The organism is Lentibacter sp. (assembly GCF_029254145.1).
Taxonomy (GTDB): domain Bacteria; phylum Pseudomonadota; class Alphaproteobacteria; order Rhodobacterales; family Rhodobacteraceae; genus Lentibacter.
On record NZ_JAQWYD010000076.1, the window covers coordinates 1 to 18,606 of the forward strand.

At 57.4% G+C, this 18,606-nt stretch carries 19 protein-coding genes; 7 read left to right on the plus strand and 12 right to left on the minus strand.

Annotated elements, in window-relative coordinates; genetic code table 11:
* The 5 genes from P8O11_RS08980 to P8O11_RS09000 all read right to left on the minus strand — a co-directional run.
* The coding region (locus tag P8O11_RS08980) for an FAD-dependent oxidoreductase (protein ID WP_300293785.1) at nt 1-131 on the minus strand (131 nt) is incomplete at its 3' end.
* A 155-nt stretch (nt 132-286) separates the two neighbouring features.
* A complete protein-coding gene (locus tag P8O11_RS08985) occupies nt 287-871 on the minus strand; it encodes a DUF924 family protein (protein WP_300293767.1) in 585 nt (194 codons plus the stop codon).
* A 92-nt stretch (nt 872-963) separates the two neighbouring features.
* Nucleotides 964-2,220 (minus strand): MFS transporter, encoded by a 1,257-nt coding sequence (locus tag P8O11_RS08990; RefSeq protein WP_300293768.1) that lies wholly within the window; start codon nt 2,218-2,220, stop codon nt 964-966.
* Between the two features lie 86 nt (nt 2,221-2,306).
* Nucleotides 2,307-3,368, minus strand: a complete 1,062-nt coding sequence (gene queA / locus P8O11_RS08995) for a tRNA preQ1(34) S-adenosylmethionine ribosyltransferase-isomerase QueA (RefSeq protein ID WP_300293769.1) — start codon at nt 3,366-3,368, stop codon at nt 2,307-2,309.
* A gap of 7 nt (nt 3,369-3,375) precedes the next feature.
* Nucleotides 3,376-6,711 (minus strand): AsmA-like C-terminal region-containing protein, encoded by a 3,336-nt coding sequence (locus tag P8O11_RS09000; protein WP_300293770.1) that lies wholly within the window; start codon nt 6,709-6,711, stop codon nt 3,376-3,378.
* Nucleotides 6,712-6,876: 165 nt separating this feature from the next.
* Here P8O11_RS09000 and P8O11_RS09005 point away from each other — a divergent pair, with 165 nt between their 5' ends.
* The 4 genes from P8O11_RS09005 (at nt 6,877) to P8O11_RS09020 (ending at nt 10,232) form a co-directional block, all read left to right on the plus strand.
* Nucleotides 6,877-7,341 carry a peroxiredoxin gene (locus P8O11_RS09005; protein ID WP_300293771.1) on the plus strand — a complete coding sequence of 155 codons (465 nt, stop codon included), beginning with the start codon at nt 6,877-6,879 and terminating at the stop codon, nt 7,339-7,341.
* A gap of 22 nt (nt 7,342-7,363) precedes the next feature.
* Nucleotides 7,364-8,170, plus strand: a complete 807-nt coding sequence (locus tag P8O11_RS09010) for a ferritin-like domain-containing protein (RefSeq protein WP_300293787.1) — start codon at nt 7,364-7,366, stop codon at nt 8,168-8,170.
* Nucleotides 8,171-8,377: 207 nt separating this feature from the next.
* Nucleotides 8,378-9,709 carry a M23 family metallopeptidase gene (locus P8O11_RS09015; protein WP_300293772.1) on the plus strand — a complete coding sequence of 444 codons (1,332 nt, stop codon included), beginning with the start codon at nt 8,378-8,380 and terminating at the stop codon, nt 9,707-9,709.
* Nucleotides 9,699-10,232: a polymer-forming cytoskeletal protein gene (locus tag P8O11_RS09020; RefSeq protein WP_300293773.1), complete on the plus strand. Its 534-nt coding sequence runs from the start codon at nt 9,699-9,701 to the stop codon at nt 10,230-10,232. Before P8O11_RS09015 ends, P8O11_RS09020 begins: the two co-directional genes overlap by 11 nt.
* A gap of 200 nt (nt 10,233-10,432) precedes the next feature.
* On the opposite strand, the gene P8O11_RS09025 is transcribed toward P8O11_RS09020, so the two are convergent.
* From P8O11_RS09025 to fabF, 3 genes are all read right to left on the minus strand, one after another.
* A complete protein-coding gene (locus P8O11_RS09025) occupies nt 10,433-11,017 on the minus strand; it encodes an HNH endonuclease (protein ID WP_300293774.1) in 585 nt (194 codons plus the stop codon).
* 286 nt (nt 11,018-11,303) lie between these two features.
* A complete protein-coding gene (mltG, locus tag P8O11_RS09030) occupies nt 11,304-12,458 on the minus strand; it encodes an endolytic transglycosylase MltG (protein ID WP_300293775.1) in 1,155 nt (384 codons plus the stop codon).
* Nucleotides 12,459-12,462: 4 nt separating this feature from the next.
* On the minus strand, nt 12,463-13,725 hold the full coding sequence (fabF, locus tag P8O11_RS09035) for a beta-ketoacyl-ACP synthase II (protein WP_300293777.1): 1,263 nt from the start codon (nt 13,723-13,725) through the stop codon (nt 12,463-12,465).
* A gap of 238 nt (nt 13,726-13,963) precedes the next feature.
* On the opposite strand from fabF, the gene P8O11_RS09040 reads away from it, so the two are divergent.
* Nucleotides 13,964-14,815, plus strand: a complete 852-nt coding sequence (locus P8O11_RS09040; RefSeq protein WP_300293778.1) for a PilZ domain-containing protein — start codon at nt 13,964-13,966, stop codon at nt 14,813-14,815.
* 63 nt (nt 14,816-14,878) lie between these two features.
* Here P8O11_RS09040 and P8O11_RS09045 read toward each other — a convergent pair whose 3' ends face one another.
* The 4 genes from P8O11_RS09045 to P8O11_RS09060 form a co-directional block, all read right to left on the minus strand.
* The gene (locus P8O11_RS09045; protein WP_089890617.1) at nt 14,879-15,112 is read right to left on the minus strand and encodes an acyl carrier protein; all 234 of its coding nucleotides are present in this window, start codon (nt 15,110-15,112) and stop codon (nt 14,879-14,881) included.
* A 237-nt stretch (nt 15,113-15,349) separates the two neighbouring features.
* Nucleotides 15,350-16,087: a 3-oxoacyl-ACP reductase FabG gene (gene fabG / locus P8O11_RS09050; protein WP_089890614.1), complete on the minus strand. Its 738-nt coding sequence runs from the start codon at nt 16,085-16,087 to the stop codon at nt 15,350-15,352.
* Between the two features lie 14 nt (nt 16,088-16,101).
* Complete coding sequence (gene fabD / locus P8O11_RS09055; RefSeq protein ID WP_300293780.1) at nt 16,102-17,046, minus strand: ACP S-malonyltransferase; 945 nt, start codon at nt 17,044-17,046, stop codon at nt 16,102-16,104.
* A 111-nt stretch (nt 17,047-17,157) separates the two neighbouring features.
* Entirely contained in the window at nt 17,158-17,691 is a 534-nt protein-coding gene (locus P8O11_RS09060; RefSeq protein WP_300293782.1) for a hypothetical protein, read from the minus strand.
* Nucleotides 17,692-18,009: 318 nt separating this feature from the next.
* Here P8O11_RS09060 and rpsF point away from each other — a divergent pair, with 318 nt between their 5' ends.
* Together rpsF and rpsR are read left to right on the plus strand one after the other, a co-directional pair.
* Nucleotides 18,010-18,354 carry a 30S ribosomal protein S6 gene (gene rpsF / locus P8O11_RS09065; protein ID WP_300293783.1) on the plus strand — a complete coding sequence of 115 codons (345 nt, stop codon included), beginning with the start codon at nt 18,010-18,012 and terminating at the stop codon, nt 18,352-18,354.
* A 22-nt stretch (nt 18,355-18,376) separates the two neighbouring features.
* Nucleotides 18,377-18,604 (plus strand): 30S ribosomal protein S18, encoded by a 228-nt coding sequence (gene rpsR / locus P8O11_RS09070; protein WP_089890607.1) that lies wholly within the window; start codon nt 18,377-18,379, stop codon nt 18,602-18,604.
* Nucleotides 18,605-18,606 lie beyond the last annotated feature (2 nt).

An 18,606-nucleotide genomic window follows, 5' to 3' on the forward strand; every position in this document is an offset into this window, starting at 1 on the left:
AGGCAGATACCGCCCATGTGTTCCCGCTCTACGATGGCTACGTTGAGGCCGAGCTGCGCGCCGCGGATAGCGGCCACATAGCCGCCCGGGCCTGCGCCGACCACGATCATATCAAAGGATTTAGCTGCCATGTCTGTCTCCGGTCTGGTCACGGGAATCGCGTACTCACGACTGCACCAAAATATTAGTTTGACGTTAAACTAATTTTCATTTCAGGGCAATCACCCACACGAATGCTGCCGCGAAATGCCGCGCCATATCGGGTAACCTCTTGGAACAGAAGCGTTTAAGCGGCTTCCATCTGCCGAACGGTCGCGCCATATCCGCCATTGGCCATATAGATGGCTTCATGGCTTGTGGTTGCCCGGCCCAAAGCCTCATTGCGATAAGGGAAGCGACCGAACTCGCGAATGACTTCACGGTGCGCGCGTGCGTGGAGCAGGTTTGCAGCGCCTGTTTCGGGCATGCGCTCCATCATTAGACGAATGCAGCGGTCCTGATCGGACAGGCTTTCGGAGTGCATCAGTGGCAAATAGAAGAACTGGCGTTGCGGCTCTTCGGCCTTTAAATCCCAGCCCTTGGTGATCGCGCATTTGGCGGCACAGAGCGATTTCTTGTCCGTTGCAAAAGACTGCCCCGCACCGCGGAACATATTACGCGGAAACTGATCAAGCAGGATCACATAGGCCATGGCCCCCTCGGCGTTCTGGAGCCAGTCGCTCAGGCCACCCTCTGCGCCAAGTTCCCATGTACTCAAAAAGCGGGTGCGGATCGTTTCATCAAGCGCGTCGGTGCTGTTATACCAGCCCTCCGGCCCTACCTCGTCTAGCCAAAAGGCCAGAACCTCGGCTGATGTTACCTGTTCGCTCATGGGCTCAACTCCTCACCTTTTGTACCCTACAGAGTGAGGTTAGCCGCAATTATTTCAAATGAAAGTAAAGTTTTGCGACAAAATTAACATTTTTATGACGCTTCGGAACTTTCGTCTTCTTCGGCCCCTGCTTCAAGCGCGTATTCAACCGCAAGTGCGGAGGACGACATTGAGACCGGAGCATAGCTGCTGCTGGTCTCTTCGCTGGCGGGCGAAGCGCGCTGTGTCATGCGATAGGCTGCATAAAGCGCGAGCATCACAAGCAATGTCGCAATCAGCAGGAAATAGGCCCCTGCCCCAAAGGCGCTCATGAGCCAACCCGTTATAACGGGTCCAGAAATTGCGCCAAGCCCGTTGATAAACACGAGGCCACCCGAGACAGAGGCCATGTCCTCAAGCTCGATAAAGTCATTGGTATAGGCCACAAGCAGAGAATAGAGCGGATTGGACAACCCACCGATCAGAAAGGCAGAGACAAGCAGCAGTGTATACTGTCCGCCCGAGGCCATACCGATAAAGGCGCCGACAGCGCAGACAGCGGCAACGATCATGATCAATTGGCGGCGGTCCATGCGGTCTGAGAGCCAGCCAAGCGGATACTGGATCAGGGTTGCGCCGATATAAAACATCGACACGAAAAGCGAGATTTGCCCCAGCGTTAGGCCAACCTGTGTGCCGTAAACAGCGCTCATGCCGAACTGGGCGGAGAACACTCCCCCAAGCAGGAACATACCGACACAACCGAGCGGTGAAATTTCCATAATCTCGCGCAGGGTTTTCGGCTTGGTCGCTTCAAAGGCAGGTGTTGGGCTGACCGACAGGAGAATAGGCGCAAACGATACCGAGACCAGCACCGAGATGATCACGAAGAGAACATATCCGCCCGGATCAGCGACCAGAAGCAGCGCTTGGGCAATAATGATCCCGAGCATCTGCATGATCATATAGAGCGAGAGCGCTTTGCCACGGTTCTGGTTGTCAGCGGAGTTGTTGAGCCAGCTTTCGGCTGTGACATAAACGCCAGAGAAGCAAAAGCCGATGATGACGCGCATGAACGTCCAAGCCCACGGGTTTGTCCATGTCGGATACAGGATCAGCACGGCGGAGATAAACGAACCAAGTGCCGCGAAGACGCGGACATGGCCGACACGGCGGATCATTGTGGGCGTCATGCGCGAGCCACCGAGGAAGCCGACAAAGTAGGCCGACATGACGATGGACATGGCAAGAGGAGAAAAGCCCTCAATATCGCCGCGCACGCCAAGCAACGTGCCTTGCAGGCCGTTGCCAACCATCAGGAGCATCATTCCGAGCATGAGTGCCCATGACGACGAGAGAACTTGTAACATTGCTTTTCCTTTTGGCCTTGGCCGTGCGTGGACCTCTAAGCGCCTTATGTCGGGATCAAAAGCGACATTTCCCGTCTGTTTTGGTCTTAAGGCAAAAGAAGCGAGGAATCGCCGTATGAAAAGAAGCGATACTGGGTGTCTATCGCATGTTTGTAAATTTCCATGACACGTTCCTGCCCCATGAGCGCGGAAATCAGCATCATCAGGGTGGATTTTGGCAGATGAAAGTTTGTCATCAGCCCGTCAGCCACTTTGAATTCAAAACCCGGGTAGATGAAGATATCGGTTTCGCCCTGCCACGGCGCGATCTGACCTGTGGGCCTTGCGGCGCTCTCAATGAGCCTTAGGGCTGTTGTTCCCACAGGAATTACGCGTCCGCCTGCCGCTTTGGTGGCGGCGATCTCCGAGGCTGCCTTGGGTGTGACCTCGCCCCATTCGGCGTGCATTTTGTGGGTTGTGACGTCTTCGACCTTCACGGGCAGGAACGTACCTGCACCGACATGAAGCGTCACATAACTGAAGGCGACACCTGCCTCGGCCAAGGCGGCGAGCAGGGCCTCGTCAAAATGCAGCGAGGCGGTCGGGGCCGCGACGGCGCCCGTCTGGCGGGCAAAAACAGTCTGGTAGTCGGTTTTGTCTTGCTCATCGGCGGCGCGCTTGGCGGCGATATATGGTGGAAGAGGCATAGCGCCTGCTTCGTTGAGCGCAGCTTCGAAGGCGTCACCTTCAAGATTGAACGCGAGCTCTGCCTGGCCATCGCTGCGGCTGACGAGGGTGGCGCGCAAGCCTGTGGCAAAGGCGATTTCTTCACCATCGCGGATTTTGCGCAGAGGTTTGATAAGCGCGGACCAGCCGCCGCTGGCGGTCGGGCTGAGGAGCGTGACTTCCATGCTGGATTGGGTCAGCCCTGTTTCGCCCAAACGCTCGCGCACGCCAAAGAGGCGAGCGGGAATGACTTTGGTATCGTTGATCACGAGCCTGTCGCCCGCGCCGAGCCAGCGGGTGAGATCACTCACGCTTGCATCCTTGATCGGCGCGCCAAGACTTGCTCCCTGCGCGACCAGGAGGCGCGCAGAGGAGCGCGGGCGCGCAGGGCGCGTTGCAATCAGGGCTTCTGGTAGATCAAAGTCAAAGTCGGAAAGTTTCATAATATCGTTATCGCTTTATCTCGGGCGGCGGGCGGCGGAATATCTCGCGGAACATGCCGGGGGTAAAGATCGAAAGCGGATTGACCTGCACTTTCGGGTCAGACGATGTGCCGCGCATGTTGTAATTGAAGCCGACAAGGCCTTCGCCTTTGCGGGTGAAAATAGCCCCGATGCCATTCACGATGAAAAAGGGCGAGACGACACCTTGCATATCCATCGCGCCAGAGGCGAGATCGTAATAGCCATCCATCGAGATGCCCATGGATGTGCCCACGGCGCTGGCTTTGCTCACCACCACGCGGCGCGGGGTGAGCTGAAAGCTTGATTCAACTTCATTGAAAAGAATGCCCTGCCCGCCAAGTTGCTCGAGCAATCCGACCACGCTGGCGGCATTGAGCAGTTCGGCCATCGCGGGGGCGTCTTTCAGGCGCACGCCTGTCATAGAAAGCACGCCGTTGTAGCTGCCCTTGGCGGACGCAGGCGCCATTGTGAGGTCAAACATGCCACCAGAGGCGTTTTTCAGAAGGCCTGCCGCCTTGAGCACTTGTCCGCCATCCTCAGAGCGCAGACGGAAGGCGCTACGAGAGCCTTGGGGCACAACGCGCCCTTCGACGAGCGCTTGACCGTTTACGCTGCCCGAGAAATTGCCTTCAAAGCCTTTGGATGTGGAGAATTCACCACGAAAGCTGCGCAAGGAAATGCCTGAGGAGATCACCAGCTCATCAAGGAGTGCGCCGATCGGAGGGCTGTCTGCCGCGCTCGCGCCGCCAGCAGAGCCGCCGGCTCCAAGCGTGGTTTGGCTCAGGTCCAGCCGTCCACCGCTGATCTCGATACGCGGGGCGCGGCCTTGGCCACGCGAGATAATCTTAAGCGGAACATTGAGCCAGTTTCCGATGGTGACCCGCTCGAAGCTGGCATTCTGTAATACACCCTCTTCAAGCACGACGCTTCCGCTGGCCTTGAGCCCTGACGCTTCCAGCCTGATAGCGTCCACTTTCATATCGGCGCCAAGGCGACCAGAAACCTCGAGGCGACCTTTGCTACCTCGGCCGTGGCTCCAGCCGATTTGAGGAATGGCAAGACCAAGCCCCGCGAGATCGGACGAGAGCGAGAAGCTCGGCCCCTGCCCTTTGGGAAGCGTGAGGGCGATGTTGGCCATGCTGCGCCCAGAGACGCTGCCCGCTGGCAGGCCAAGGCGGAAGGCACGGGCGAACTCGGGCGAAATCTCGATCGCACCATCAACCGTGGCAGCTGCGGCATCCGCACCGAGCGGCGCACGAAAGCTCCCCGAGACGGGAATGGTATCCAGCCGCCCTGTTCCTGATATCAGAAGCTCTTTCGGGGTCACGCGGACATCAAGCTTGGGGCTGGCGAGCACACGGCCCGGGACAATCACCTCACTGCGCACATCTGCAAGCGACGCCGTAATGTCATAAGTGAGTGCGCCGGGCGGTGGGTTTTTCTGCATGGTCCAGCCGATGGAACCTGCAACTGCGGCACGCCCATCGGCGAGCGTGACAGGGAGATTTGTGCTGCGCAGCGCCTTGATCGGCTCTTGATTGATCAGGCTCAAAACGGCCGTAATCTGACCCTCGGTGCGCAGGTTTACCACAGCTTTTGCGGGAGCTGGGAGCGTACGCGGAATAATGAACTCGGTGCCTGCCACATTGAGCCGTCCGCCTTCTGGGGCGGTGACTGTTCCGCTGGTGGCGCGCGCGGCAAAGCGTTTGCGTAGCAGGCTGGCCTGCCCTGACATGTTCTCGATCAAGGGCATATCAGGGAGAAAGCGGAGTTTGACACGTTCAAATCCGAAGGAGACAAGCGGCTCGGCCTTAACATCCGGCCCTGCGCGCAGGGCAAACTGAGCCTCGTTTATATGGCCTTCCAATACATTCTCTGAGACCCACTTGCGCGTCTTTTCACCTGCCTTCTCGGGCCATACCGCCAGCACTTGCGCCAGATCCAGCGCCTCGGCAGCGGCCTGAACTTGATAGCTCCATCCTTTTTCGAGCGCTTCAAAGCTACCTTCAATATGATAAGCGGTTTCGCCATCCTTGAGGCCCAACTGGCCCAATTCAACCTTAAACGGATCAAGACTGAGGCGCAGATCAGCAAAGCCGCTCTCAAAGGTTACAGGCTCTGGCAGAAGCTCGGACGGATTGGCCGAAATGCCTGCAAGGCGCAACTGACCGATGAAAGCTTCGGGCCAGCCCCCCTCGTCCATAACAAGGCCAAGCTTGCCCTCGGCGCGCAGGGTGACCCATTCGCTTTGCAGGTTGATCTCGTCAAAGGTGACCATATTGGTCCCTGGGTTATAGGTCAGATAGGTGCGTGCGGAGCGGAACGGAATCGGCGTGGCGGCGTCATTGGGCTGAAGCGCGCCTTCTGCGATCTGCAATGTGGCGCTGAGCGGGCCAAGTGCGCCCATACTGTTCATGGACAGGCGCAAGGCTCCCGAGATAGGCGCACGAAGGGCCTCAAGCCACGAGAGCGCTGCCGCTTGGGTGGCCAAATCACGGGCGGGGAAATCTGTCAGATTCAAGCCTACGAAGGCCTGCTCTGCGCCTGCTCTGCGCTCAAAGCTAAGCTCAACCCCGGCCGCTGAGGCACCACCTGTAAGCAGTGCAAAATCAGCGCGCGCGCGCAATTCGCCCAATGTGTGTAAAAGTTCAAGTCGCCCGCCATCAACCGTCCAGTTGCGGCGCGCGCGCTCGTCTTCATAGCGCAGGGTCACGTCAAAGATGTCTAGCCGTTCAAAGAAAGAAAAGGCCTCGCGCGCGAGCAGGTCATCGACCTGCGCCATGATCTGGCCAAAGCCTGCGCCCTCCTCTCCGGCCCCGTCACTGGCTGTGTTGAGCTCTTCGCCAAAGCTGAGCCAGAACGCCCCTTGTGTGTCACGTCGCAGGCCAAGGCGCGTCCCCGAGAGGCGCAAGTCTGTTGGGCGGATCGCGCCCTCGACCAAAGGCTGCAAGGCGATCCCGAGAGACAGGCTGTCAAAGGAGACAATCCGAGCACCGGCGCCATCGAGCAGCTCTGTATCGCTCAAGAGAACGCGCGGCGCCCACCCCTCTTCAAGCACGATAGCCGCCGTGCCAAGGCGCGCGGAATAAGGCGCAATATCGCGATTGATCTGAGCACTCAGACGCGTGGCGGCCCACTCGGGCACAACAAGTGGCTCACTGCGCAAGGCAAGCAGCCCTATGACGCCCGCCACCAGCAACAGCGCCAACAGAGCAAGGCTAAGCAGGCCCACTGCCGCGCGCCGCCGCACACTGCGCCGCTTTTTGGGCGGCGCGGCAGCCTCGGGGCTGTCTGGCGTTGGGCTGTCAGGCTCTGTCGTCATTCTCCGCTTTCAGGCCAGTTCATGGCCGGACATGCGCCGGCGGTTTTATCTCATCGGTTTGGCCGCTTGGGGCGTAACAGACTTACAGTGCACGCAGGCTTTGACGTTGCGCGCATGCGCTTGCGATAATATGAAACCCCACGAGACGGTAGAGGTAAAGCCAAGATGACCCAAGAAACGCAATTTCCTGCCCCAGACTTCAGCCTCCCAAGCGATACGGGTGAGACAGTGAGTCTTGCTGGATTGAAGGGACAAGCTTTTGTTTTGTTTTTCTATCCACGCGACAACACCCCTGGCTGTACGACAGAAGCCAAGGGCTTTTCCGCGGATTTGGGCGCCTTTGAAGCTGCAGGCGCGCGCGTCTTTGGCGTTTCCAAAGACAGTCTTGAGAGCCACGGCAAGTTTCGCGCCAAACAGGAGCTGACCGTTCCGCTGTTGTCCGACGAGCACGGCAGCCTCTGTGAGGATCTCGACGTTTGGACAGAAAAGAAGATGTATGGCAAAAGCTTCATGGGCATCGAGCGCTCGACCTTTCTGATTGATGCTGCGGGAACCGTTGTGCGTGCGTGGCGCAAAGTGAAAGTGCCTGGGCATGTGGACGATGTGCTGGCCGCTGTGAAGGCGCTTTGAGGTGACACAAACGCTCGCGGAAATGGCAGTCGAGGTGCTCAACACGGCAGACGGGCGCGCGAAAACCGCGCTCGCCCGCCAGCACGCGGCGACATGGTTTGCGGCGCGTGACGCGGGCACACCCCTTGAAATCGGGACCGCCAGCACGCCGATGCACCCTGCCCGCCCCGCGGCACCAGAGCTGCTCAGCCCGCGCGATGTCCCGCGTCGCAAACCCGGCTCCGAAAAAGGCCGCATCGCGCTTTTGCATGCGGTTGCGCATATCGAACTCAACGCGGTTGACTTGCATTGGGATATCATTGCGCGGTTTTCGCATGTGCCCTTTCCGTTGGGATACTATGACGACTGGGTCAGAGCTGGCGACGAAGAAGCGAAGCATTTCAACCTCGTAAGTGACTGCCTTGAAGCTCTGGGCAGCCACTATGGCGCCTTGCCTGCCCATGCGGGCATGTGGCGCGCGGCACAAGACACGGCAGATGACATCATGGGACGGCTGGCTGTCGTGCCGATGGTGCTTGAAGCACGCGGGCTCGATGTCACGCCAGGGATGATCGAGATTTTCCGCAAGGCGGGACTTGATGACGCTGTTGAGGCGCTTCAGATCATTTACGGTGAGGAAGTCGGCCATGTCGCCTATGGATCAAAGTGGTTTCACTTCCTCTGCGGGCGCGACGGGATTGACCCAAAGCCCGAGTTTCACCGCCTTGTGCGGCATTACTTTCACAGCCAGCTGAAGCCCCCGTTCAACGAAGAAAAGCGCGCTGAAGCGGGGATACCGCCTGATTTTTACTGGCCACTGGCGGATGAGACACCTGTCGCCAAACGCTAAAGTGCAGCGCAGTATCGGCGAGATTTCGCCGTAAATATCATGTTTCCAATATGATGCGCCCCAAAGCGGCCAAAAAACTTGCGCCCTTGGGAACAGGGCGTTAATCCCTTTTGAGATGGCAATCTGGGGATGGGCCGTCATGCTGCGACGATGCCACACTTTCATGGTCCGTCGCCACTTGATATGAAACGGCCAAGGAACTCATCGTTGCGCACACAGCTTGCTATCCGTATTGACTCGTTTTTGGAGCGTTATTTTCCAGAACGTCGTGTTTTTCTGAGATCAGACAAAGACACCCGCTTTATCCGCCTGCGCCCTCTGGTGCAGCTCTTCGCCTTCTCTGGTGCGGCTTTGGTTGTGGCGTGGTCGATCATTGCGACAGCGATCTTGTTGATGGACAGCATCGGCGCAGGCAACTTTCGCGAACAAGCCAAGCGTGACCAGCAGACCTACCAGAGCCGTTTGAACTTTATCTCTGTGCAGCGTGACACACGCGCCGAAGAGGCTCTAGCGGCTCAAGAGCGCTTCAACAGCGCTTTGCAGCAAATTTCCCTGATGCAATCAGAGCTTCTGGCCTCTGAAACGCGCCGTCGTGAGATGGAAACAGGGATTGAAATTATTCAAAATACCCTGCGTTCGGCGATGAATGAGCGTGACGATGCGCGTGATCAGCTCGCCGCAATTGCCCAAGCGCAAGAGAATGGCGGAGCTGTGCAGGTTGCAGGGATCAATTCCAGCAGCAACGCGCTTGGCCTGATCACACAAGCTCTCGCCGAAACAGCGGCAGAGCGTGATAAAGTTGTCGCTGATGCGCAATTTGCGCTCAACCAAGCCGCTGAAATGGAAGAGCGCATTGCGCTTATGAAAGACCAGAACGACCAGATTTTCCGCCAGCTTGAAGAAGCCATGACTGTTTCTGTGAAGCCGCTGGACCGCATGTTCCGCGCCGCTGGAATGAACACAGACAGCCTTTTGAAGCAGGTGCGCCGGGGATATGGCGGCCAAGGCGGAGCATTGACGCCGTTGTCATTTTCGACACGGGGGGAAGAGTCTTCCTCTGCAGAGCGCCGCGCCAACCGCATTATCCGCGAACTGGACCGCCTCAATCTTTACCGTCTTGCCGCCTCAAAAGCGCCCTTCGCCAACCCTGTCAAAGCGGGCTATCGCTTTACATCACCCTACGGCTACCGCCGCGACCCCAAGACGGGCGGACGCCGCATGCACAACGGTGTTGATTTTGCGGGACCGGTGGGGACCCCCCTTTATGCGACTGCTGACGGGATCGTTACACATGCAGGCTGGAGCTCTGGGTATGGCCGCCTTGTGAAGATCCAACACGAGTTTGGCATCGAAACACGCTACGCCCACCAAAACCAAATTCGGGTTAAAGTTGGACAAAGGGTATCGCGTGGACAACGAATTGGTGATATAGGGGCATCTGGACGTGTGACGGGCCCCCATCTGCACTATGAAGTACGTGTGGGCGGACAAGCCGTGAACCCAATGATCTATATCAAGGCAGCTAACGATGTTTTCTAAAAGCAAAATCAACGAACCTGGCCCGAAGGCCGATAGCACAACACCTGCTTCTGGCGCTGACAAGGGAGCCCCTGCGGCCCCAAGCAAGCCAGCCATGCCCGGCGGCAGCGAGTTCAAGGCGTCAGCCCCTAAAGCCAAGCCGCCAGCCTCGGTATTGTCATCAGACCTGCATGTGACAGGCAACCTGCGCACAACTGGCGATATTCAGATTGAAGGCACAATTGAAGGCGACATCCGCGCGCATCTTCTGACAGTGGGCGAAGGCGCCACTGTTAAGGGCGAAGTGATCGCGGATGATGTGGTCGTAAATGGCCGCGTTGTTGGCCGTGTGCGCGGCCTCAAGGTCCGCCTCACCTCAACAGCCCGTGTTGAAGGCGACATCATTCACAAGACAATCGCGATTGAGAGCGGTGCGCATTTTGAAGGCTCTGTACAGCGCCAAGACGATCCGCTCAACTCAGGCGCCAAAGGCAGCGCTGCGTCCGCAGCCGCCGCAGCCTCCCCCAAAGACCCAGCATCATAAGCACTTGTTGGCATAACTGATTTGATAGGGGCATTGCAGGAGACTGCGGTGCCCTTTTCCTTTGTGGCGCCAGAAAAATGCCGCCATGTTGACGGCGCTGAGCGTTACGCCAATGGCCAATATTTATTGCTGTCCTCTTGCGGCGCATAGGGCGGCTGGCTGACTGTAACGGGCCCCGGCCTCTCCTTGCGGCGGGGCGCTCAAGCGTCGAGTTCAGCATCCCAGTAGAGGAAGTCCATCCAGCTGTCGTGCAAGTGATTGGGTGGAAATTTGCGCCCCATATTCCGCAGCTCTTCAGCGGCGGGCGGCCGTGGCAGCTTGCGCAGATGAAGCCCGCACTGGCGCAGGCTTTTTGAGCCTTTCTTAAGGTTGCAGGGGCTGCAGGCGGCCACAACATTTTGCCAGCTTGTCACACCACCTGCGGCGCGTGGAACCACATGGTCAAAGGTGAGGTCACCTTTTGCCCCGCAATATTGACAGCAAAATTCATCCCTCAAAAACAAATTAAAGCGCGTGAAGGCCACGCGCTTTTGAGGTTTTACATAGTCTTTGAGGACAACGACGGAGGGGATCCTGATCACCGTGGAGGGGCTGCGCACCACTTCGTCATATTCGGCGATGATATCCACCCGATCCAACCACGCCGCTTTGACGGCTTCTTGCCAAGGCCAAAGCGACAGCGGGTAGTAACTGAGGGGTCTATAGTCGGCGTTGAGCACCAATGCGGGGTGCTGCTTGAGGCTTGCCGGGTTGCGCTGAAAGTCTGTCCTAAACGTACCGTCCATATGCCGTATCTCTGCTCCGCTCGCGGGCTTGGCCAGATGTGGCACACCCGCTTATATGAACCACTATATATCGTGGCAAGCATCGGGCAAGCCTCTTGACGCATGCCCTAATGTGCAAAGCTAAACAGAGCAGTTTGACAGAGATGTGACATGGCGCTCAGACTATAAGGGCCTGATAAGGCTATATTTTATCAGGTCCTAATGGCAGACCCTTAACGGTGCGACAGAGCTGTGCAAAAATCGGAGGCTGGTCAGCCAAGGGCCGTCGCAAAAGAATCGCCCCGCCTCAGTCGGCGGCGCGCTCTGCTTCGATCTGGCGCCAGCGGGCAACATTGGCGTTGTGCTCAGCCAGCGTCACAGCAAAAGCATGTCCGCCTGTGCCATCCGCAACAAAGAAGATGTAGTCGGTGCTGTCAGGATCGAGTGCGGCTTCAATGCTTGCGCGGCCGGGGTTGGCGATCGGCGTGGGCGTGAGCGCGTCGATGACATATGTGTTGTAAGGGGTCGCTGCGCGCAGCTCAGAGCGGCGCAATCCACGCCCCAGAACACCCTGCCCCAATGTGATCCCGTAGATCACGGCGGGGTCTGTTTGGAGCTTCATTCCAAGGCGCAGACGGTTCACAAAAACGCTCGCGACTTGGCGGCGCTCTTCGGCAACGCCTGTTTCTTTTTCAATCAAAGAGGCCAAGATAAGCGCCTCTTCGGGGCTGTTCACAGGCAGGCCTTCGACGCGGTTTTCCCAAGCCTCAGCCAGAATGCTGTCTTGGCGTTCGGCCATTTCAGCCAAAAGTTCCTCGCGCTTGTCGCCTTTTTTAACTTCATAGCTTTGCGGCGCAAGGCTGCCTTCGGCGGGCACTTCGGAAATATCGCCCTCAAGAAGCGAAATGCGCTTGAGCCCTTCGACGATCTGCCAGCTTGTCACGCCCTCGGCGACGGCGATCCGAAAGCGTGTATCGGCACGGTCGCGCACATCAAGATATTCGGCGGGGGCCTCCTCAGCAGCGGGGTCGAACTTGGCCTTTTCGATATAGGTGCTTGTGGCAGGGTCAAGCTCTCGCACGAGGTTGGAAAGCTGTGTCACGCCGATGCGATACACGATCTCGGTTCCGCAAGTGCTTGCGCCGCCACGGGTGATGATATCCGCGATGTCTTTCATCGTCGATTTGGCCGGAACGAGATAGCTGCCGGCCTTAAGATCACCCGTCAGGTCGGCATAATCCATGCCAACACGCAGGAGCATACCTGATGTGATAGCGCCTTGATCTTCAAGAGTTTTACTGACGCGGCTGACATTGCTTCCGCGCTCAACACGCAGGCAGATCTGCTCTTCTAGCGGGCCTTCCGCGCTATACTCGGTCTGACCCCAAAGGATCAGACCGCCAAGCAAGAAAATCACGACGATGAGCATCGTCAGAGCATTTGAAGCAATATGACGCCACATAGGTTTAGTCTACCTTTCGGAAAATAACCGATGCGTTCGTGCCGCCAAAACCGAAGCTGTTGGAGAGAGCGATGTCGATCTTGCGCTCGCGCTTTTCGCCTGCGCAGAGGTCTACCACGGTCTCACAATCTACTGTCTCAAGGTTGATCGTGGGCGGAGCAACCTGATCACGGATCGCGAGAATTGAGAAAATCGCTTCAATCGCGCCAGCAGCGCCAAGCAAGTGCCCTGTCATCGACTTGGTGGACGACATGGAGAGCTTGGCAGAAGCCTCTGGTCCCATCATCCGCTCGACAGCACCAAGTTCGATTGTGTCGGCCATGGTCGATGTGCCGTGGGCGTTGACATAGTCAATCTCGGTGGGGCTGATGCCGGCATTGGCACAGGCCGCCCGCATGGCGCGCTCGGCCCCCTCGTGATCAGGGGGTGGCGCTGTGATGTGGTAGGCATCGCCTGACAGGCCATAGCCTGCCACTTCGGCATAGATTTTCGCGCCGCGCGCTTTGGCATGCTCGTATTCTTCAAGCACGACAACGCCTGCGCCCTCGCCCATAACAAAGCCATCGCGGTTTGCGTCCCAAGGGCGGGACGCTTTGGTTGGGTCTTCGTCGTGGCCAGTGGAGAGGGCTTTGCAGGCGTTGAAGCCGGCAATGCCGATTTCACAAATGGCCGCTTCTGCGCCACCTGCGACCATAACATCCGCATCACCATGCTGGATGAGGCGCGATGCGTCGCCAATCGCGTGAGCGCCAGTCGAGCAGGCTGTCACAACAGAGTGGTTTGGCCCTTTGAAGCCATAGCGGATTCCCACTTGGCCTGAAATCAGGTTGATCAAAGCGCCTGGAATAAAGAACGGCGACACACGACGCGGGCCCTTTTCGGCCATCAGCAGCGTCGTGGCCTCAATAGATTTGAGCCCGCCAATACCAGAGCCGATCATCACGCCTGTGCGCAGGCGGCTCTCTTCGTCTTCTGGAGTCCAGTCAGCGTCTTTTACGGCCTGAACGGCAGCAGCGATCCCGTAGAGGATAAAGTCATCCACTTTGCGGCGTTCTTTGGGCTCCATCCAATCGTCTGCATTGAAGGTGCCATCTGTGCCGTCGCCGTGCTTGACTTCGCAGGCATATTTGGTGGTGACACGCTCTGGATCAAACTGTGTAATCCGCGCTGCGCCTGACTTGCCTGCCAAAATATTCTTCCAACTGTCCTCGACGCCACCCCCAACAGGTGTGACCAGTCCTAGTCCTGTAACAACCACGCGACGCATGATGTGCCCCCTTTTGTCTTATCTGTTGCCTGCTCTTAGCGCGGCTTGGGGGCAAGGGGCAAGAGAATGCTTGCCTGTACCGCTATGGGCTATGTGTATCGGTGAAACCCTGCCTAGCAGAGAGCGCCAGCGCAAAGTCGTTCAAAACTGCTGCGTATTGTCGAAAGCGCGGCGCTTGCAGTTACGTCTTGTTAGGAAAGTTGAGCGAGGTTGGACTGTATTTTAAGACCTCAGGAAAATGCTTAGACTCACGAGATTTTTTTTACAGAGTTGCCTTGGCCTTGTCTTTTGGGCCACAAATCTTGCAGCTGAGACTTGCGAAATCGAGCAATGGCTGGTCGATTTCCAAATCGCGACGGTGAATTTTGTCGAGGAGGCCTATACGCCAATGGCAGACGAGATGGCGTCGCGTTTGCAAAATGTCGCCAGCGCACATTCAAATGACTCGCTGCGCAGAGCGCTGAGAGATTCGGGGCATGAAGAGCATGAGGCTCTTATTTTACGGGTCACCGAACATCAAAAGCTGATGTTACGATCCTTCAACCGCTATGGCCCCCAAAAGCTTTTTGAAACACGGCAAGTGAAGAAAATGCGGGCATTGCTCGGCCCCTTGCAAGAGGTCTTGCAAGGGCTTGATTGCGCTGAAGACCCGTCCTGGGGGCCTTCAGGTGGCGTTGGCTCAAACTTTCCGATTGGCCCCCACCGCCCCGTGGCCACATCATTCGCTTTGCTCGGGCTGATCGCTTTTATTGCAGGCGCATTGACGCTGCACACACGCTATATCCAGAAGTGTCGCCGCCGTGAGCAGCGGTATCCATGTAACCGCGCCGTTCAGCTCAGCGCCTACAACAGAACACAAGCCGTACAGAGCCTTGATATCAGCCAAAACGGCATGAAGCTGCGCTCAGACTGGCAATGTCCGCTGGGCACACCCTGTCAGGTGATCATTGGTAATATTTTCATTGCCGGCAAGATCAGGTGGAGCAATGCGGAGTATTGCGGTGTGAACTTTGACCACCCGCTGGATCAGACCGTGCTTCAGCAAGTGCTAGAGCTGGAGCAGACTGCGCAGAACACAGCGCCCGCATAAAAAAACGGCCCGCTTTGCAGCAGGCCGTTCTGACAGGATCAAGCTGGCCCTTAGGCCGCAAGATTATGCTGCTTCTTTGATGAACTTTACAGCGTCGCCAAACGTCTGGATTGTTTCGGCTGCGTCATCAGGGATTTCGATCCCGAATTCTTCTTCAAAAGCCATGACCAGCTCGACGGTGTCAAGGCTGTCTGCGCCCAGATCGTCGATGAAAGATGCGTTTTCCACAACTTTGTCTTCTTCTACACCAAGGTGCTCAACAACGATTTTTTTTACGCGGTCTGCGACGTCGCTCATGTCTTTATCCTCATAACAGTGGGCTTTTGGCCCGGGTTTTGCCCATGCCCCACGGGGCTGGCGGTTTGAATTGCCCTAGGGGCGGTACGCCTCCCGCATGGGAGGGCCCAGAAGCTCGCTTGTGTGCGAACATCCAGAAATCTCGGTGGCCTATAGCACACGCCAAGGCTTTGGCAAATGCTTTGTCCAAATTAGCGCGCGCTCTTGGCTTTGCAAGCTCAAGAACGACATCGCCTGTTAAAGCATGGCCATGCCGCCATTCACATGCAGCGTGGCCCCTGTCACATAAGCGGCTTCAGGGCTGGCAAGGTAAAGAACCGCCGCCGCTATCTCTTCGGGCTGGCCCATCCGTGCTGCAGGAATTTGCACGTTGATTTTTTCTTTTTGCTCGTCAGTGAGCTTGTCAGTCATTGCTGTCGCAATAAAACCTGGTGCAATGGCGTTGGCTGTGATGCCGCGGCTGGCGACTTCATAGGCGATAGATTTGGTCATACCGACCATACCCGCCTTTGATGCTGCATAGTTGGCTTGGCCTGGATTGCCTGTGGCGCCAACGATAGAGCTGATGTTGATGATGCGACCCCAACGGGCTTTCATCATGGGACGCATGACACCGCGGCAAAGGCGCATGGTTGAGGTCAGGTTGACGTCCAGAACGCTCTGCCACTCGTCATCAGACATCCGCATGAAAAGCTGATCTCGAGTGATCCCCGCGTTGTTAACAAGGATATCAAGCGCTCCCATGGCCTCAATCGCCTGTTTTGGGAGGGCGTCAACAGCCTCCGCATCCGAAAGGTTGCAGGGCAACACATGCGCGCGATCCCCAAGCTCTGCGGCCAGCGCCTTGAGCGGCTCTTCGCGTGTGCCCGAAAGCGCGACTGTCGCCCCTGCCCCATGCAGTGCTGTGGCGATGGCTCCGCCAATTCCGCCTGAAGCGCCTGTCACGAGCGCGCATTTTCCTGTCAGATCAAACATGTGCTTTTCCTTTATTATCCGTTCAACGCCTCAAGCGCGCCTGCGATGTCTTCTGGCGTGCCAATATTGCGGCAAGCGATATCTTTGTTGATGCGGCGCACCATACCCGAAAGCGCTTTGCCTGCGCCGATTTCCCAAATTTCGCTTATCCCGTGGGTTTCGCCCATGTAAAGGACGCCTTCACGCCAGCGCACCGAGCCTGTCACCTGCTCAACCAGGAGCGCGCGGATCATGACTGGGTCAGACAGCGCCTCAGCACTCACATTGGCCACAAGCGGCACTGCGGGCGCGTTTATCTCTACGCTGGCAAGTGCTTCGGCCATCACATCAGCGGCGGGCGCCATCAGGGCGCAGTGGAACGGTGCGCTCACAGGCAGAAGCATCGCGCGCTTTGCGCCTGCCGCTTTAGCAAGTTCAACGGCGCGTTCCACGGCAGCTTTGTGCCCGGACACAACGACTTGGCTTGGGTCATTGTCATTTGCGGCTTGGCAGACATCGCCCTGTGCAGCCTCAGCTGCGACTGTTTGCGCTGTGGCAAAATCGAGCCCCAGAAGCGCGGCCATTGCGCCAACGCCGACTGGCACGGCCTCTTGCATCGCTTTGCCACGAATGCGCAGAAGGCGGGCCGTATCGGCCACAGAGAGCGCCCCAGCGGCCGCCAAGGCGGAATATTCGCCAAGAGAATGCCCCGCGACCAGCTTTGCGTCCGTGATCTTCACACCTTCGGCCTCAAGGGCCCGCAGCGCGGCGAGGGACGTGGCCATCAAAGCGGGCTGGGCATTTTGCGTCAGCGTGAGGGCTTCAATTTCGCCCTCCCAGATCAGCGCGCTCAGCTTTTCGCCCAAGGCTTCGTCGACTTCGTCAAACACGGCTTTTGCGGCTGGATAGGCTTCGGCCAAAGCGCGGCCCATGCCGATGGTTTGGGCACCTTGCCCTGGAAATACGAATGCGCGGCTCATGTTGCCCCCCTCATTGTTGTTGAGAGCAAATAGCCCGAAGCGGCGCGCGCCCGCAACGAAAAAGGCCAGCGCATACGGCGCTGACCTTTAAAACATGTGAATGTATTGGGCTTAGGCGGTGCGCGCAAAGCTTGGACCGAGGGCGGCGCGCAGTGCATCCAGCGCTTCAACCTGTGCGCCAAGCGGGATCTCGACAACAGCTCGGCCCTGATGATCGCGGGCGACAAAGATACCGTCACGCACATCGACTTCGCTAAGATCGTCATAGGCATAGGTTTCTTTTTTTGAAATGCGGCTAAAATCGTTGCGTTCGATCACTTCGAGGCATTCAGAGCGCGGATCAAGCGTCACTTCTGGATAGCTGCGGCGCAGTGGCGCGATCAGGGCAAGGCCTGCAAGAATGGCCGTGGCTGTCATAAAGAGCTTCATAAGCTGGGCTGTTTGGTTCCATGTCGAGCCTGGGACGGCCCAAAGGCCCAAAGCCGCGATCAAAAGAACCGAGCCCGCAAAAACATGAAACAAACGCAGGGGCGGTAGGGCTTGCAACGCATGAGGCTCGCTCGACACCTCCGCCCCTTGAGTCAATGTGGATGCCATTGTGTGAGGCAATGATTGAGTTTTGGCCACGGCACGTTGCATTGTCATCTTTGGTCTCCCGATCCGGCCCATTCTGGGCTGTGACATCTGATTTCTTGGGAGTGTGCGCTGCAGATCAGGCGAAAGATTGTAACCAAAGTGGTAAAATCTGGGCAATTTTCATCGAATTGCGCCGAGATTGCGGCAGCATAGGCGGTCAGGGTTGAAATGCTTGCCAGCTTGGCGGGATTGAGGCTTGCGACTATGTGGAAATCGGGGTAAGCGCACTGGTCTTCTGTATAAAAGTGAACCGCGCAGCTCTCGTGGATGGGTCGCAGAAGGCTGGTATGACCCTCCTATGAAATGCGCACAGAAAAGGAAAAGCACATGCCGCTCTATGAGCATGTTTTCATTATGCGTCAGGACCTGTCCAACACGCAAGCCGAAGGCCTTGTCGAACACTTTAGCGCCGTCCTTGCGGACAACGGTGGCTCAGTTTCAGAAACTGAGTACTGGGGCGTTAAAACGATGGCCTACAAAATCAACAAAAACCGCAAGGGCCATTATGCCTACCTGCGCACCGACGCTCCTGCGACGGCTGTTCAGGAAATGGAACGCCTCATGCGCCTGCATGATGATGTGATGCGCATCCTGACCATCAAGGTTGATGCCCACGAAGAAGGCCCTTCGGCTCAAATGCAAAAACGCGAAGAGCGCCGCGAGCGCCGCTAACCTTAAGAAAGGACACTAAACCATGGCTACGAAACCATTTTTCCGCCGTCGCAAAGTCTGCCCTTTCTCAGGGGATTCCGCGCCGAAAATCGATTACAAAGACACGAAACTGCTCCAGCGCTACATTTCTGAGCGCGGCAAAATCGTGCCATCACGCATCACAGCCGTATCGGCCAAGAAGCAACGCGAACTGGCCCGTGCCATCAAACGCGCCCGCTTCCTCGCCCTGCTGCCTTACGCCGTGAAATAAGG